The following is a 16,417-nucleotide window of genomic DNA, read 5'->3' as shown; positions in this document are numbered from 1 at the left end:
GTTTTTGCACTAAGGGAGCAGTTAGATTGCTTTTAGTGTACCCAAAGTCGTAGAGAAAGCCCCCATCTGCTACACCCAAGCTGACAGTGGCGGAACCCGTAAAAGTTCGCTACTGAGAGAATCGTGAATATAACTATTTGTGGCAAGAATTCTACCAGACTCAATTTTGAAGGCAGTGCCATCGTAGGCGGTGACTTTCCCCTCGGCTTCTTGTATCAAAATTATCCCGGCGGCAATATCCCAAGGGGAAAGCCCTCTTTCCCAGTAACCATCGACACGTCCACAGGCGACATAAGCCAAATCTAGTGATGCGGAACCGCTACGTCTGACTCCTTGGGTAAGATGGGTGAGATGACTAAATTCTGCGTAGTTGTTATCAGAGGTTTCACGGCGATCGTAGGCAAATCCTGTTACTAGTAGGCTTTTACTCAGTTCAGATGTTAATGAAACCTTGATGGGCTGACGGTTACGCGTTGCCCCTAAGCCAGCAGCAGCACGGAATAGCTCATTGTGAAATGGGTCATAAATTACACCAACTTGGGGAACGCCATTAATTAATAGTCCGATGGAAACAGCAAAAAATGGGTATTGATGAGCGTAGTTGGTTGTGCCATCCAAAGGATCTATTGCCCAGAGGTACTCATTTTTTTGATTACCTAATTTCCCTGATTCTTCAGCGAGGATCGAATGCTGGGGAAAGTGGCGACGCAAAACTTCTAAAATCAACTTTTCTGAAGCTTTATCAGCAGCCGTGACTAAATCACCAGGGCGTCCTTTTTCAATAATTGCGTCTTCTAACTTACCCAAGTAACCTTGCAAAATAGCACCAGCAGACAAGGCCGCTTCTGTAGCAATATCTAGAAAAATTTGTAGATTTGTCATTTGTCATTTGTCATTTGTCATTGGGCATTGGGCATGGGGCATTGGTTATTAATTCTTCTTCACTTACTTACTTCCCCACTCTCCCCCTCAGCACTCAGCACTCAGCACTCAGCACTAATTAAAGATTTTGGCGGCGAAACTCGGCGGGAGTCAGGCGCATGGGTTTTTCTGGGTTCCAGATTCCTTGCCCCATGAGTCTAGCCCATTGTTGGGCACGTTCTAAACGCAGGTCATATTTGTGGTTAGGCGATCGCCCTACAAACATTGCATTTCCTTGTTTGACTAATTCTTCATTCAATAACACCTTATTTTTCCACACATAAGCTAGAGTTCGCCCGATTTTGTCTTTTGCTTCTAAATCAAACTCCAGCGTTACCGATTGTTCTACACCACCAATTAGATTCTCTAACTGTTCTTTTGCTGCTTCCCCCCAAGGGCGTTGTCGCAAATCTGGTGCATCAACACCCACTAACCGCACTTGAGAAATCAAATTTGGTTGTTCAGCCATGCCCAAAACTTCCAAGCTTTGCCCACTAACTACCCGTGCTACTTTCACCTGGGCTTCATTGTTTGGCAGCTGGTTTTTGCCTTGGCAACTCACCAAGAGCAATAAACAGGCCAAAATAGCTATTTTTCGTAACCAATCACCAAAATTTACAGGCATCAGAAATTCGGTGATTTTGAATTGTTTATCGAGACAGAATTCTGAATTCTTCTTCATTCCTCATCTAAGGGTAAACCCGCTTTAACTCTCCCCTTAGCAAAATAGCGTCCAAATTGGAGTTCGTAGACTTCATCTTCGTCTTGCGTCTCCACTTCCAAGTCAGAACGGGGGTAACTCACACACAACAAGGCATAACCTTGCTTACGTAAATCTGGCGACAAGCCGATCGCCTCTGGTTGGTAAATTTCTCCTGATAACACTCTCACAGCACAAGCGGTGCAAGCCCCGTTGCGACAAGAAAACGGTAGTTCTACCCCTTGTTTTTCGCCAGTGTGCAGGATGTAGCGGTCTTCGGGCACTTGTAGGGTGTGTGTTTTGCCAGTGGCGCGATCGCGAACTTTAATTGTGTATGTACGGGACATCTGGATTTGCGTTTTGGGATTAGGACTATCAGATTCAATCTAAAATATCTTTCTTTATCTTTGCATTTTCTGTGATTTCATAGTATGATCGTAACTTGTGACACCTGGAGAGGTGGCCGAGTGGTTTAAGGCGCAGACCTGGAAAGTCTGTTTAGGGAAACTTAACGGGGGTTCGAATCCCCCCCTCTCCGTTTTCAAACTTAATTCTAAATATATAGTCTGAACTATAGTTCTACAAATAGTCAGGTTCAGTAAAAAGCATATCTGAAACTTAGACTAATACATTGCCTAAATTGAATCAATTTAGGCAATGTTCAATTGTTTTATAAGGGAATAATAAGGGTTGTGGCTTATTCACAAAATACTGCTTAAGTTCTCTTTTAGGGAACTCCAAGAAATAAATTGTCCAATATTCTGGGATGAGCATCTTGCCCGCCCCACAAGAGTTATTGGATATTTTGTTCTTTGGAAGTCTCTTAAGTAGTATTTCGTCAAGTGCGTAACTTTCTGGATGAATGTTACCAAAACCTCTACTAAGACTGTAGAACCCACACAGAAACAGAACCAGCATCGCATCGAAAATCAGCCCAGCCCTCATCATTCGTTGTTACAGGTTCGCTGATATGTTCAGTAATATCAATGTAAGTGCTGTTGGGTTGCCCAACTTCCATCCATTTAGTCCCTTCTCCTCCATTACTCAGAACAACCGCGATACCGCCAGGATGTTCTTCATCTCCTAAGCGTGTCCAGCCGATTGTATTGGCGTGATCGAAGTAATCATATTGGTCGCCATAGGCATAGGTTTGACGAACATGCAAAAATTTATCAATTATCCATTGATGACTATCGAGCCAAATCTCATGCTCATTGCCATCGCTGCCCGTATCCTTGTAATTAGCACCATAGTAATCTGCATAGAAGATACAGGGATAACCATCACTTCGCAGTAGAATCAACGCATAAGCCAACGGTTTAAACCAGCCTTCCACTACAGATTCCAACGACTGCAAGGGTTGAGAATCATGATTCTCTACTAAGGTAACGGCTAAAGCAGGTTGCTGTTGCACCAAGGTGTTATCAAATATCTGCCGCATATCGTAATCATTGCCTTGTTTGCTGGCAGCGCTAAAGTTATAGTGCAATGGCGCATCAAACAACAGCACATCACCACCAGTGACGCTAATGAAATGGTGCAGTGCTTCAATTTCATAAGACCAATACTCACCAACGGCAAAAAGATCGCGACCAGCCTTTTGGCGACAGTGTTGCAGCCATTCTGGGAAGAAGCCAGCTCTAACGTGTTTAACCGCATCAAAACGAAAGCCATCTATATCAGTGGTTTCTACAAACCACTCACCCCAGCGATTCAACTCGTCGCGAACTTCTTGATTCTCCATATCGAGATCGCATCCCATGAGATAGTCGAAAGCGCCTTTTTCTAGGTCAACCTGTTCGTCAAATTGTTTATCTTTAAACAGATAAATTGCGTTCTCACCTTCGTTGTAAACATTGTAATCAACCGCGTCGAAGTGCCACCAGTGCCATTCCATATCGGAGTATTTGCCCTGACGACCTGGGAAGGTAAAGTGAGTCCAGACTTTTATTGTTTGCATCTCACCGATTGGCTCGTGGCGATTGTCTGGATTGTAAGGAGTTGCTTCTACTTCTTCGGCTTCGTCTGCACCTAACTTGTGGTTAAGGACAACATCAGCATACACTCGAATACCAGCAGCTTTTGCCGCCTTGATAGCAGCGATATACTCGTCTTTTGTGCCGTACTTTGTCCGAACCGAGCCTTTCTGGTCAAACTCGCCTAGATCGTACATATCATAGACTCCATAGCCGACATCGTAGCCACCCCCTGTTCCTTTGTAAGCTGGGGGTAGCCAAACAGATGTAACACCGGCATCAGCTAACTCTTTGACTTTCTCTTTAAACTCATTCCAAAGATTGCCATCTGGAGGGATATACCAATGGAAGTACTGCATCATTACACCATTCAGTTGAGCCATATCTATCCCTCTGGTTAAATATACGATAAATTTTAATTGTGATTTCCGACACAAAGACTCTACATTAAGTTTTATTTTTTGTCTTTCAATAGAAACAAAAATCTACTAAAAACTGGGATCAACTCATATTGTTTTCTTCTGTGGCTGACAGTTCTTCAGCTAAGTTTTTCTGGAGTGCGTCCAATACCGCAATCGGGTCAGTCGGTTCCTGCATCAATTTCGCTTCCGAATCATACCGATTGATCACATCAGGCAAATCGGTACGGAGTTCTTCTAATAGAGCAATAATCTTGGCAATTTTTTGCTCGGAGAGCAGGTTAAGCTGTAGCATCAATTGCGCCCTTTGTTCGGCAAAGTTTTCTTGGCGAGTTTGTCGTACCAGTACTCCAGTTGAGATCACCAATGAAGCTGCGTCTAAGCCTTGACCTGACCAGCTAAACGAGGGTAAATTGAATGGCAAAAATCGATCAAAAAAACTGCTAAAAATCCAGATCGCCAGTATTATTAGCAAACTATACATAAATATCGATCGCCCAAAAAATCTTGCGATCGCTTCTAGTATTCGCTGGTGGATGGGAATATCTCGAACTTCCTGGGTATGAAGTGAAATAATCGCTTCAATATTTTTTGCAATCGGGTCTGGTAATGGAGCCGTGATCACTTGATTTCGAGAAGCTTTCTCTTTGATTTTTTTAGTACCTGAACTGAAGTGTCTGTTCGCTGTACTATCTACGTTATCGGTCATGCACCAACTCCTAAATCTGGATGTTACTCGATTATTGCTTATCTTCTACCGACGATGGTGTTTTACCCCACCGTAGGCGATCGCATCCCAATACTGCTTGATTATTTAGATTTAGAACTAGAAAAATTAAATATGATTTCCAAATAAATCGACTTTAGGGGCATACATCTGTAAGGGGCGGGGGAAAAGGGTAAAGAAACTCAAAATCATTTCCCTTTAACCAAAACCTTTCCCCTAAGAGTACAAAAATATATTTTTGCAAGAGGCCTAGTGTAAAAGTAATTTGTTTCAGTAGTAAAAAGTACTCTTATTTGTCTTTTCACTCTCCCTGCTCCCCTGCTCCCCCTGTCTCCCCTACCTATTATCACGAGGATCTCACTTTTTCGCGTTGCTTCCTCTGTATGCCCCTAATAGATATTTCGTAAAACCAAGGGTATTGAGTTCTAAGGCACCTCAATGTGAATCAAAGTATTTTCTGGCAAGTAGTTGGAAAAACGCCCTTCATCTGCAAGCACCAAAATCAGGCGCAGAGGATAATCTGGCGGAACTTGCAAGTCTGCCCACGGCACCGCCAACTCTAAACAATTATTTAAAGCTACTTGAGCGCGACTGAAACGGGGATGCCATTGATGATTGTCTCCCGCTTCCCGAAACTGAATCGATTGCGTCAGCAAGTTAACTTCTAAAAGATGGTGGAAATGGTAATTAAGTGGGGCTGCATCTGGTACATCTGCCAAGGGAATTGGGCTATTAACCATTGTTTTTTCTGGATAGAACCACAGTAAATTCAACTCTGCTGGCAAATCTTGTCCTGGTGCAGCGCCACTTTTAAAGTCCAGTCGCAAATAGAAATTTAAGTGATCGACTCCATACCAAAGTCGCTGGATAACACTGCTGTTATGCATCGTCCCTCGCGCCCCGCCGATTTCTATACGTCCAGCTTTGTCCCAATCTTGTTCATCACCCCTACCATCAATCACGGGATGAATAAACCCTTGTGGGGTGTGGTTTCCCTGTGCTTCGTGGTTTTCCACTGGTTGCTTGAGATAGGGTGGTACAGGTTCATTTAATGCTTTGTAAATGCCAAACAGATGTTCTCGAAACAACCGATCAAAAATGGCATCCTGATTTGAGGAGTGTCCGGCGCCAAACCACCAAAACCAGTCGGAACCCTCTGCGGCATACAATGCTTCCCATGCTTCGGGGTTATTTTCTTCCGTCGCTTCGGGATGACTTGCAAGCATAACTCTAGCTTCTGTCAAGTAATCCCAAGCACGATTTTTGGCGGGATCGCCGATCCAAGTGGTGAAGCTGCCATCTACCCAAGAACCACTATGTAGTTGTCCTCCGGGGATAGTGGCTGTGGCTGGAAATTCTTCTAGAAATTCGGAGACAGTGACGAGTTTGAGGCGGGGTTCATCGCTTAAGCTTTGATATAAAGCTTCTAAGAAAGGTTTGCCATCTTCGGGATAAAATTCCCAGCAATTCTCTCCATCTAAGGCGATGGTAACTAGCCAAGGTTGTTCACTATGACTATCTCTTTGCATTTTAGCGATCGCTTGCAAATGTCCCACTAAATCTGCTGCTGCCTTTTTTGCAGGCATTGCACCATAAGTAAAACCAATCAAGTCTGATAATCTATGGTCGCGAAACACAATTGACAAGTCACCCTCGGCGGTTTGCAGGCGATAGGGTCGATACAGTAGTTCTGGTTGTTCCACATTCCCCGCCCCATCCCGATGAAAAAGGTGTTTCAGCGTCCACCCCAAGACGGCTTCATCTGAGCATATCCACTTATATCCTTGGTTAATAATGTGCGGAAGTACCGCCGGGCTAACCGATTGTTCCGAAGGCCATAAACCACGAGGTATCTGTCCAAAGCGGTCTTGATAAAAGTCCCAAGCTTTCCGCAAATGGCGGGGAATATCTTCTTCCCACTGAAAGCGTTGCTTAGGTAGCGTCATATTAGGCACAGCTACCCGACCAGAATTAGTATCGGCTAGCAAGGGTAAAATCGGGTGGGTGTAAGGTGTGGTGGTAACTTCTAGCTGCCCTGCCTCCTGCATTTTCCGGTGTTGGGGGATAATCCGGCTCAAGATTTCTCGCTGTTTGGAATAAATGCGCTGGCGATCGCTTAAAGTAAAATTCCGACCCTGTTTTAACCAAGCAGCAATTTCCGGGTCATCCCAAAACAGAGGATCGATCCAAGCCAAATTGTGCCAAGCTAGCAAATCGCTATAGTCTGGCAATTCCCAATTTGCTAAACACCAAGCTTGCCCCTTATCCTGCCTTTGTTGATACAACTCGGCATAGCGGGGATGAGGATCAATCAGGGTATGGTGGTTAGCATCAAAAAAGTGTTGGATAATAAATTCACGCTGTTGCTGAGTGAGTTGCTCATCCGGTGTCAAGCTGGCTGTGAGGTAAGGATCAAAAGCAGTACCAGCAATATAATCTTCGAGTTGCAATATCAACGAAGGTACTAAATTCACCGTTTGGTGTAACTTAGGATATCGCTCTAAGAGCAATACCAAATCCAAATAATCTTTAGTCCCATGCAAACGTACCCAAGGGAGACGGTACTGCTGACTGGGAGATAGCGAAACGCCGCTGCCAGGAGATTTGTACAGCGGCTGATGTTGATGCCAGATAAAAGCAATGTAGAGAGGATGGGACATAGAAATAGTTAGGAGTTAAGAATGAGGAGTTAGGAGTTAATTCAAAACTCATAACTCCTAACTCCTAACTCCTAACTTTTACACCACTTGTTCAATTTCCGCAATTTCAGGAATTATTTCTTTTAGGCGGCGTTCAATACCCATTCTCAGGGTCATTGCAGAACTAGGACAAGAACCGCAAGCACCTTGCAGGCGCAGTTTTACAACAGGCCCATCGAGTTCTACAAGTTCCACATTGCCGCCATCAGACATGAGATAAGGGCGCATTTCATCTAAGACTGTTTCAACGTTTTCAGGTGTGAGTGTAAGTGTCATAGTTTTAGACCTGCTAAGTTAATGATGGGCGTGGGGAATGGGGAATGGGGTATGGGGCATGAGGCATTGAATAATAATGATTCTTGTGCCTTATATGCCATTACTCGTTAACCATTATCCAAAATTTTATTTTCCGTGTTGCCTGAACAGAGTTTTCGTGTGAGCCTCCTACTTTACTTTAGCTTTTAGATTCTGCTTTGCAGTCTGACGGAAGACAGGATTTAATGCTCCTAAGTACACGTCACCGTAAAAAGGGGTCAAAAATCTATTTTTTGTAAATTGGAGCAGAAGGGAGCAAAACCCAACATTTAGGCGTTTGTTGTATTTTGTTCTTCAACCCAGCCTATAATTATACAATTTTGTGGACTAGCGACGGAATTCTTTCCAATCTCCCATACCCAATCTTGTTATTTATTAAATAATAATTACTAAAAAACTTTAAAATTTAAAACTCCAAATCCAGTATTGGTAATGTTCCAGATGACTAATGACTAACTCAACACTCAGCACTGTTTGTTGAGTCGCTATCATTAGATGAAACCATGACTGGTTGTTGATATAGTGGCACTGTAAATGTGACTGTTGAACCCAGTCCTTCGCCCAGACTATAAAAATGTACCTCGCCGCCCATTGCCTCCACTAGCTTTTGGGATATTGCCAGTCCCAAACCTGTGCCGCCGTACTGGCGAGTGCGGGAGCCATCCACCTGAGAAAATAATTGAAACAGTTTATCTTGTTTATCTAAAGAAACACCAATACCAGTGTCTGCTACACGTACTCTCACCATGCCAGGAAATTGCTGCTCTTGAAAGTTCGCCTTTTTGAGTACTAAATCGGCGCTGACGGTAACGCCACCCTCATGGGTAAATTTGATGGCATTACCTACCAAATTGAGCATGACTTGTAACAACCGTTGGTAATTGCTTTGAACAATGATTTCATCGGAAGTCGCAGGCATTTGCATCTGAAAGCTGAGGTTTCTCATTTCGGCTTGGGGACGCATGAAACCTTCTACATGACTGAATAGCTCATCTAGCTTGACTGGAGCGTAAGCTAGCTCCATTTTCCCAGCTTCGATTTTGGCAATGTCCAAAATGTCGTTGATGATATTCAGCAGATGTATCGATAAGTGATGAGCTTCTGCTAAAAACTGATTTTGTTCTTCTGGATCGTCTGCCATCCCTTCTAAAATCAGCTTCAAAAAGCCAATCATACCGTTGAGGGGGGTACGAATTTCATGGGATACATTAGCTAGAAACTCACTTTTGAGGCGGGAAGCTTCTTCCGCTTTTTGACGCGCTATTTCTAATTCTTCATATAAAGTAGCATGAGCGATCGCAGTTCCCAATTGATCTGCTGCTTCTTTCGCTAGTTCTAATTCCGATTCTGTTAATGTATAGCATTCATCCTGCCAATTCAAGGCAACCAATCCATTAGCTTGGTCTTGATAGCAAGTCGCAACTACTAAAGTTTTCTGCCGCCCAGACTCTTTATATCCAGGCACTTCCATCGTAACTGGTTCTAGAGTTGCCAAAGCTTGAGCAAAGGCAGGCTCAGAAGCTATATGTATTTCTAAACCAAGCATTGACTTGAGTTCTGGCTGACGATACTCAGCTTTCACCTGCACTTTTGAGCTTGAGGGTTGATAAGGACAAATAATGCAGCGTTCTAGTCGCAGTGCTTTCCCCAAACTATCAACTGTTTGCTGCCAAATAATATCTAAATCCAATGTCCGGCGAATATTTCTGGTAATGCGATTTACCAGTTTTTGGTGCTGCTGCGATCGCAAAGCCAACTCTATTTGTGTGGGCGTTTTTGATGCCACACGTGCTTGTTTTTTGTTGAGTGTCGCTTGTACTAACCTTCCCATCACTAAAACTGTAGTGGCAGTGGTTCCCAAACTCGGCATAATCGGACTAATCACTAAGTCCAACTCAAATAATTCCTGGTGGTAGCTAAACCAACATTGAAACCTTTCTGGCACCAGACTTGTCAAAATTCGGTGCAATCGTTCCAAATAAGCAACCTTATCCACTGGGGCAAAGGTTTGAGTCTGATTTAGCTCGTCAACTATTTTTTCAGTATTTAACCCCAGCAGTTCGCTGTACTGCCAACAAAAGGTCAGATAGCGCCCTGCTCCATCTTGCGTATAAACCAACTCGGCTCCTAGAGCTGGTAATGAACCATCAGTCTTACTGGTAATAGATTCCAGATTTTGGGAAAATACATTCGACAATTGAGAATTGGCAGTAATAGTCATTAATTGAGTTGGATAGACAAAGGGTATCCGACCGTAATTTTACTAAAGCCGCTCAAATTTACGCATAAACTTTTACAGCTTTTTTATATTAATTGGGTATTTTTTGGTTTTCTGGAAACCAGATTGGCAAACTTTACTTTTTTGACTTGCATTGACCACTGACCGATGGCGTCAATCGTTCCATTCACCACGAGGAGGTATAGGGGTACGCACAGGCGTGCGCGTCAGTTCGTCATCTCTAAGGAGTTCACCCCGTAACCACTGGCGAATTGCCACCTCAATTACTTTACTTGGGTCATTGGTGAGATGCTGAATTTGCTCTAGTAACTCGGAGTCTAGGCGGACAGCAATTTCTACCTTATCGGCTTGGGTGTTTTCCGCTTCGGTAGTTTTCTCTCTCATATTCATAGGTTTATATACTCTGAATTCTCGGAATTGGTTTTGCCTAAAGTTTTGTAAAGTAGTTATATTCATCATTTGGGCTAATTCACTGAATAATCTTCAAGGGCACAGTTAAATAGTTCCCTGAAATAGCACCAAAGTAACAGCTTTAAGTTTCAAATCGCATTTTGCATATAACTGACTAGACAATGGCTTTAGAAGTTTTGCTGATACATCAGTGATTCTGGGCAATTAGGGGTCGCAATTGCTCATGATCCCTACATGTACTTATTTACATTTATTGTACGCTCCTAGCTGTTGAATACTAGCAGCGACAAATAGACTTTCATAATATTCTTAAAAGTCCACCTATTTAGATCGAAAGTTAAAGATGGGGTGAAGGGAGTGCTGAGTGCTGAGTTAGGATTTAGGACGTTAAGAGTTAAGAGTTATTCTTCCCTCTGCCCCACTCAGCACTCGGAACTCAGCACTCAGCACTAAAAACGGAGCGTCTTGGCTAAGAAAGCATTAAAATACATGAAGTAAATTGCTCTTTTAACTTTGGTTGCTGCTAAGGCAAAGATAGTATATGACTGACGTTCCCGCAGTTCGCATTCGCAATTTTTGTATTATTGCTCACATCGACCACGGGAAATCAACCCTCGCCGATCGCTTGCTACAAGCTACTGGCACTGTTGAAGACCGACAGATGAAGGAACAGTTTCTCGATAACATGGATCTGGAACGGGAGCGTGGCATTACGATTAAGCTCCAAGCTGCCCGAATGAACTACACAGCCAAAGATGGTCAGCAGTATGTGCTGAACTTAATTGATACTCCGGGACATGTGGATTTCTCGTATGAAGTCTCCCGCTCTCTCGTGGCTTGCGAAGGAGCGCTATTGGTAGTAGATGCGTCTCAAGGTGTGGAGGCGCAAACTTTGGCAAATGTATATTTAGCCTTAGAGAATAACCTGGAAATTATCCCGGTTTTGAATAAAATTGATTTGCCAGGGGCTGAACCAGAACGGGTAATTGGTGAAATTGAAGAAATTATCGGTCTAGATTGCAGTGGGGCGATTCTGGCTTCTGCTAAAGAAGGAATTGGTATTGATGAGATTTTAGAAGCAGTTGTCGAGCGGATACCGCCACCGCCCAATACGATCAATGAACGCTTACGGGCGTTAATTTTTGATAGCTATTACGACAGCTATCGGGGAGTGATTGTGTATTTCCGGGTGATGGATGGCACCTTGAAAAAAGGCGATCGCATCCATTTAATGGCATCGGGTAAAGAATTTGAAATTGATGAATTAGGCGTTCTTTCTCCGACTCAAAAGCAAGTTGATGAACTCCACGCTGGGGAAGTAGGCTATTTGGGAGCGGCAATTAAAGCTGTAGCTGATGCACGGGTAGGAGACACAATTACCCTCAGTAAGGCGAAAGCAGAGGCACCCTTACCAGGTTACGCAGAAGCGAACCCGATGGTTTTTTGCGGGATGTTCCCCATTGATGCTGACCAATTTGAAGATTTGCGGGAAGCTTTGGAAAAACTCGAACTCAACGACGCAGCGCTGCATTACGAACCAGAAACTTCCAGCGCGATGGGGTTTGGCTTCCGTTGCGGGTTCTTGGGCTTGCTGCACATGGAAATTGTTCAGGAACGTCTAGAGCGGGAGTATAACTTAGATTTAATCATTACAGCCCCCTCGGTGGTTTATAAGGTGATTACCGTCAAGGGTGAGGAACTGTACATCGATAATCCTAGCCGTTTACCTTCTCCTAACGATCGCGAAAGAATTGAAGAACCCTACGTCCAAGTAGAGATGATTACGCCGGAAACTTATGTCGGCACCTTGATGGAGTTGTCACAAAATCGCCGGGGCATCTTCAAAGATATGAAATATCTCGCTCAAGGACGAACCACGCTTACTTATGAGCTACCCTTAGCGGAAGTTGTAACTGACTTTTTTGACCAAATGAAATCGCGATCGCGCGGTTACGCCAGTATGGAATATCACATCATCGGCTACCGTGAAAATCCTCTGGTGAAGCTAGATATCATGATTAACGGCGATCCCGTGGATTCCTTGGCGATGATTGTCCATCGGGATAAAGCTTACAATGTCGGGCGGGCAATGGCAGAAAAACTCAAAGAACTAATTCCCCGCCATCAATTTAAAGTACCAATTCAGGCATCTATTGGTAGTAAAGTTATCGCTAGTGAACACATCCCCGCCTTACGGAAAGATGTGCTAGCCAAATGCTACGGTGGTGACATCAGCCGGAAAAAGAAACTTTTACAAAAGCAAGCAAAAGGTAAAAAGCGGATGAAATCTGTAGGTACAGTGGACGTACCCCAAGAAGCCTTTATGGCAGTACTGCGCTTGGATCAAAGCTAATAGAATTCAGAAGTCAGAAGTCAGAAATCAGAATTCAGAATTCAGAATGAAGCGGATGAATGTGCTATTTTCAGTCTCTCAGCAAAATTTTCTTCTACTGAATTCTGTATTCTTTTTGAACATCCGTTAATTTTAGTTACAAAGGCTGTCAACAGCAGCCTTAAGCATGTGAGTTTGATGAACTTCTCCCTCCCAGCCTCCCTCTTTGAAATGGAAAGGGAGGCTGGGAGGAAGGCCAAATAAGGCTTGTCGAAGTTAGGTTAGCTTAGACTTATCGCTCTTCCATCACTCTGGTGAAAACAATAATCGAAGCAGAAAACTGAAACTATTACTAAATCAAGGTTTGAGGCTTTATTTTCTAATAGAAATTAAAAAATATAGCCAAAGCCTGGAAAGTGAAGTCTCGTAAGCCTTGCAGCGATTGCTTTCTCCAAGAGTGATCAAAGAGGGCTAAACTGTATTAAGCTATAATAGGTTACTTCATATCGTAGCCAAACAAATTTGGGTCTACTTCTCCTAATTGCAACTCTCCTAAACCATACTCCGCCCATCGTCTCTCTACCATCGCCGCCACATCTGGGTCGGATTCTAAAGGCGAACCCCATTCATGATTTGTTTCCGGCGGAATCTTTGTAGTTGCATCAATTCCCATCCGTCCACCTAAGCCAATCTTTTCACTAGCAAAATCCAAAGTATCAAAAGGTGTATTTGGCAAAATAAAGACATCCCGCACTGGGTCAACTTTGGAACTAATCGCCCAGACAACTTGACGCGGATCGCGAATATTTATGTCTTTATCCACAACAATTACAAATTTGGTGTATGTAAATTGTGGTAAAGCACTCCAAAACGCTAAAGCTGCCCGTCGCGCTTGTCCTGGATATGCTTTATCAATGGAAATAATCGCTGCTTTGTAACTCAAAGCTTCCATTGGTAAGAAGAAATCGACAATTTCTGATACTTGTTGCCGCAGTATGGGCGTATAAATGCGATTTAGTGCGATCGCCATCATCGCTTCTTCTTTCGGTGGACGACCGCTAAATGTTGTTAAGTAAATCGGATTTTTCCGGTGCGTCATACACTCAAAGCGTATCAACGGCGAATCTTCCACGCCGCCGTAATAACCCATGTGGTCGCCAAAAGGCCCATCTGGTAAAACTTCCCCTGGTGTAATCGTCCCTTCCAAGACAAATTCCGAATCTGCGGGAACTTCCAAATCGACGGTTTTACATTTTGCCAACTGCACACCAGAACCGCCGTAAAGCCCTGCAAACAGCCATTCTGATAAATCTACAGGGATGGGTGTAGCTGCTGCCATGATAATTAGAGGATCTACACCAAGTGCGATCGCAACTTCTAATTTTTTCCCACGTTCGGCCGCTTTTCGCAAATGCCTCGCCCCACCCCGCACCGATAACCAGTGAACTGTCATCGTATTTTGAGATTGCAGTTGCAAGCGATACACACCTACGTTTGGAGTACCCGTCTCACAATCCTTGGTAATTACTAATCCCAGCGTGATAATCTTGCCAGCATCACCAATATAAGGACGTATCAACGGCAACTTATTTAAATCTAAATCATTACCTTGAATCACAACTTGCTGACAAGCAGGGAAAAAATCTCGTCCTGGTTTCGCCTTCACCACATCAAACAGTACTTTCCCGAAATCTATCGCCTGGGAAATCTTCTTTGGCGGTTTTGGCTGTTGCAACATACTTAGTTTTTTCCCCAGAGTTTCCAACTCCTCTGGATGCTGCATATTCATCGCCCAGCAAATCCTTTCCACAGTTCCCATCAAATTCACCGCCACCGGAAAGGAAGCGCCTTTGACGTTTTCAAACAACAACCCTGGCCCACCTTTTTGCAGCATCCGGTTGGAAATCTCAGCAATTTCTAAATCTGGGTCAACTAAAGCTGAAATTCGCCGTAATTGTCCTCTTTCTTCCAAAATTTTAATGAATCCCCGCAAGTCTCTCGCCATTTTTCTAATAAAGCTGATTATTTAAGAAGTGTGAAGCGCTTTCTTATATTATGGGGCATGGGGCATTGGGAAATATTTTTTTGTGTCCCCGTATCTCTATCTACTCTATTTAGGGGATTGTTGGTTTTAATTGGAAATTAACCTAATTAGTAACTTTTCTTAACTGTGTTTTCCAAAGTATTTAGTTATTCTATCTAGGGATACGCAATTATTTGCTACAAATAAGCGCTAACCTGATCAAACATGGCCAGAATATACTATACCTTCCTGGCAGGTGGTCTTGTTATATGATCCCTGCTGGGTTTATTTGTTAAAAGTTTTGACTGTGTCTTACTTTTAGGTTTTTCTGAATGTGAGTTGAGGTTGACATAGCCAAATCCAAGCATCGCGACATACAGCGTTTCCTAATTATATGAGGTAGATCATAGCCCTCTCCTCGCTTGCTCTTAGGGGATTGGGGGTGGGGTTTAGTACCTACTCAACCGAGAAACCCTATAATACTATTTTCAACAATTTTTGCAACAAATTCATTAGTAGGGATGTACAAGTTATACACCCCTATCTATAAATTTAATTAATTTTCAAGATTATCAATAAAATGTTTTCTAACTAATAATTTTTTGAGCAACATTAAACTAAGAATTCTACGCCTACAAAAGGTAAGATATTCAAGTAATAATGTTAACTTTACCAGTGTCAATATCGTAACAAGCACCAACAATTTTTAGTTTACTTTCATGAACTAATTTCGCTAAAATAGTTGAGCTTTCCGGCAATTTTTCAGTCTGATACTGAATATTAGCTATAACTGCATTCTGCATATTATCACCCGTTCTGAACTTTACCTTTTCTACAGATGGTTTGATGCCCTCAATAATTAAACCAATTCTGCCAGGAAGTGGTTCGTTTTTGATTGCTTCTGCTACTGCACCGCATCTTCTATGACCTAAAACTACAATCAACTGCGAACCCAATACTGTTGTTGAGTATTCCAGACTACCTATAACCGTATCACTGACGACATTACCAGCAACTCGCACGACAAATAAATCTCCAAGTCCTTGATCGAAGACGATTTCCGCAGGTACTCTAGAATCTGCACAGCCTAAAATGGCGGCAAAAGGATACTGAGCTTTAGCAACTAATCGTAGATGTTCTAGTGATTGATCGGGATATTGACGTTTTTGATCGATAAATCTTTGATTACCATCCAACAAGCGCTTGACGGCTTCAGGTGGACTGATTGGATTAGGGTTAACTGGGTGAATATCAGCAACAGCATTTTGCTCTGGATTCCAAAAACTATCACTAAAAGCAGTAGCCGCAATACCTAACACACTGGCGAATTTTAAGAAATCGCGTCGCCCAACAAATCCGTTAATTCGACTCATCAATCTACCTGACAACAAAGCTGTTGCCAAGAAGATATCAGACTTAAGCAAGATGCAAGAGTACCTTAATACACGATTTAAGAGTCATTTAATCTTCACTTTCAAGCGGAATTTATCACTTTATACTGTACAGATTGACTATTATATATCTCAATTAAACTTGATATATTTTTCAATTTTGTTAAAATAAACCATCCTTCTTCTGGAGCTACTCCCAAAATTTTACGTTTCCATTTACAAGCTAAGTTAAAACCTCGCACCCCTTGATTTTTTGTAACTTTA

The 16,417-nt window shown here is 42.9% G+C and carries 13 protein-coding genes, 1 tRNA gene and 1 pseudogene; 3 read left to right on the top strand and 12 right to left on the bottom strand.

The genetic code is table 11. The features are described from left to right. Positions 1-69 precede the first annotated feature (69 nt). The 3 genes from RMX98_RS24725 to RMX98_RS24715 form a co-directional block, all read right to left on the bottom strand. Entirely contained in the window at positions 70-882 is an 813-nt protein-coding gene (locus RMX98_RS24725; RefSeq protein ID WP_322675910.1) for an inositol monophosphatase family protein, read from the bottom strand. A 118-nt stretch (positions 883-1,000) separates the two neighbouring features. Further along, positions 1,001-1,546, bottom strand: a complete 546-nt coding sequence (locus tag RMX98_RS24720; RefSeq protein WP_322675958.1) for a thermonuclease family protein — start codon at positions 1,544-1,546, stop codon at positions 1,001-1,003. A 53-nt stretch (positions 1,547-1,599) separates the two neighbouring features. Further along, positions 1,600-1,968, bottom strand: a complete 369-nt coding sequence (locus RMX98_RS24715; RefSeq protein WP_194041586.1) for a 2Fe-2S iron-sulfur cluster-binding protein — start codon at positions 1,966-1,968, stop codon at positions 1,600-1,602. Positions 1,969-2,074: 106 nt separating this feature from the next. On the opposite strand from RMX98_RS24715, the gene RMX98_RS24710 reads away from it, so the two are divergent. After that, a tRNA-Ser gene (locus RMX98_RS24710) sits at positions 2,075-2,159 on the top strand. Between the two features lie 342 nt (positions 2,160-2,501). Here RMX98_RS24710 and RMX98_RS24705 read toward each other — a convergent pair. Then, on the bottom strand, positions 2,502-3,980 hold the full coding sequence (locus tag RMX98_RS24705) for an alpha-amylase (protein ID WP_322675909.1): 1,479 nt from the start codon (positions 3,978-3,980) through the stop codon (positions 2,502-2,504). A gap of 118 nt (positions 3,981-4,098) precedes the next feature. Beyond that, entirely contained in the window at positions 4,099-4,641 is a 543-nt protein-coding gene (locus RMX98_RS24700; RefSeq protein ID WP_322675908.1) for a DUF1003 domain-containing protein, read from the bottom strand. A gap of 48 nt (positions 4,642-4,689) precedes the next feature. On the opposite strand from RMX98_RS24700, the gene RMX98_RS24695 reads away from it, so the two are divergent. Beyond that, positions 4,690-4,872 carry a hypothetical protein gene (locus RMX98_RS24695; RefSeq protein WP_322675907.1) on the top strand — a complete coding sequence of 61 codons (183 nt, stop codon included), beginning with the start codon at positions 4,690-4,692 and terminating at the stop codon, positions 4,870-4,872. Positions 4,873-5,168: 296 nt separating this feature from the next. Here the strand turns inward: RMX98_RS24695 and RMX98_RS24690 are convergent, their stop codons facing one another. From RMX98_RS24690 to RMX98_RS24675, 4 genes are all read right to left on the bottom strand, one after another. Continuing rightward, the gene (locus RMX98_RS24690) at positions 5,169-7,403 is read right to left on the bottom strand and encodes a glycoside hydrolase (protein WP_322675906.1); all 2,235 of its coding nucleotides are present in this window, start codon (positions 7,401-7,403) and stop codon (positions 5,169-5,171) included. A 78-nt stretch (positions 7,404-7,481) separates the two neighbouring features. Beyond that, entirely contained in the window at positions 7,482-7,718 is a 237-nt protein-coding gene (locus tag RMX98_RS24685; protein WP_322675905.1) for a NifU family protein, read from the bottom strand. 496 nt (positions 7,719-8,214) lie between these two features. Next, positions 8,215-9,978: a sensor histidine kinase gene (locus RMX98_RS24680; RefSeq protein WP_322675904.1), complete on the bottom strand. Its 1,764-nt coding sequence runs from the start codon at positions 9,976-9,978 to the stop codon at positions 8,215-8,217. Positions 9,979-10,149: 171 nt separating this feature from the next. After that, positions 10,150-10,386, bottom strand: a complete 237-nt coding sequence (locus RMX98_RS24675) for a hypothetical protein (RefSeq protein ID WP_322675903.1) — start codon at positions 10,384-10,386, stop codon at positions 10,150-10,152. A gap of 562 nt (positions 10,387-10,948) precedes the next feature. On the opposite strand from RMX98_RS24675, the gene lepA reads away from it, so the two are divergent. Beyond that, entirely contained in the window at positions 10,949-12,760 is a 1,812-nt protein-coding gene (gene lepA / locus RMX98_RS24670) for a translation elongation factor 4 (protein WP_322675902.1), read from the top strand. Between the two features lie 475 nt (positions 12,761-13,235). Here lepA and RMX98_RS24665 read toward each other — a convergent pair whose 3' ends face one another. The 3 genes and pseudogenes from RMX98_RS24665 to RMX98_RS24655 form a co-directional block, all read right to left on the bottom strand. Continuing rightward, positions 13,236-14,744, bottom strand: coding sequence for a UbiD family decarboxylase (locus RMX98_RS24665; RefSeq protein WP_322675901.1), 1,509 nt, complete (start codon positions 14,742-14,744; stop codon positions 13,236-13,238). Positions 14,745-15,412: 668 nt separating this feature from the next. After that, positions 15,413-16,135 (bottom strand): carbonic anhydrase, encoded by a 723-nt coding sequence (locus tag RMX98_RS24660; protein WP_322675900.1) that lies wholly within the window; start codon positions 16,133-16,135, stop codon positions 15,413-15,415. 134 nt (positions 16,136-16,269) lie between these two features. Next, positions 16,270-16,417 (bottom strand): annotated as a pseudogene (locus tag RMX98_RS24655) (IS4 family transposase); the annotation flags it as partial.

Origin of the sequence: Nostoc sp. DedQUE02, assembly GCF_034531035.1 — a bacterium.
Classification (GTDB): domain Bacteria; phylum Cyanobacteriota; class Cyanobacteriia; order Cyanobacteriales; family Nostocaceae; genus Nostoc.
Note: the sequence above shows the minus strand (reverse complement) of the source record. Positions and strands in the feature narration are given on the sequence as shown.

What these genes read in the sequence shown, in the direction of transcription:
- RMX98_RS24725 (WP_322675910.1), bottom strand. Translation starts at nt 882, where the DNA reads ATGACAAATCTACAAATTTTTCTAGATATTGCTACAGAAGCGGCCTTG.
- RMX98_RS24720 (WP_322675958.1), bottom strand. Translation starts at nt 1,546, where the DNA reads ATGCCTGTAAATTTTGGTGATTGGTTACGAAAAATAGCTATTTTGGCC.
- RMX98_RS24715 (WP_194041586.1), bottom strand. Translation starts at nt 1,968, where the DNA reads ATGTCCCGTACATACACAATTAAAGTTCGCGATCGCGCCACTGGCAAA.
- RMX98_RS24705 (WP_322675909.1), bottom strand. Translation starts at nt 3,980, where the DNA reads ATGGCTCAACTGAATGGTGTAATGATGCAGTACTTCCATTGGTATATC.
- RMX98_RS24690 (WP_322675906.1), bottom strand. Translation starts at nt 7,403, where the DNA reads ATGTCCCATCCTCTCTACATTGCTTTTATCTGGCATCAACATCAGCCG.
- RMX98_RS24685 (WP_322675905.1), bottom strand. Translation starts at nt 7,718, where the DNA reads ATGACACTTACACTCACACCTGAAAACGTTGAAACAGTCTTAGATGAA.
- RMX98_RS24680 (WP_322675904.1), bottom strand. Translation starts at nt 9,978, where the DNA reads ATGACTATTACTGCCAATTCTCAATTGTCGAATGTATTTTCCCAAAAT.
- RMX98_RS24675 (WP_322675903.1), bottom strand. Translation starts at nt 10,386, where the DNA reads ATGAATATGAGAGAGAAAACTACCGAAGCGGAAAACACCCAAGCCGAT.
- lepA (WP_322675902.1), top strand. Translation starts at nt 10,949, where the DNA reads ATGACTGACGTTCCCGCAGTTCGCATTCGCAATTTTTGTATTATTGCT.
- RMX98_RS24665 (WP_322675901.1), bottom strand. Translation starts at nt 14,744, where the DNA reads ATGGCGAGAGACTTGCGGGGATTCATTAAAATTTTGGAAGAAAGAGGA.
- RMX98_RS24660 (WP_322675900.1), bottom strand. Translation starts at nt 16,135, where the DNA reads ATGAGTCGAATTAACGGATTTGTTGGGCGACGCGATTTCTTAAAATTC.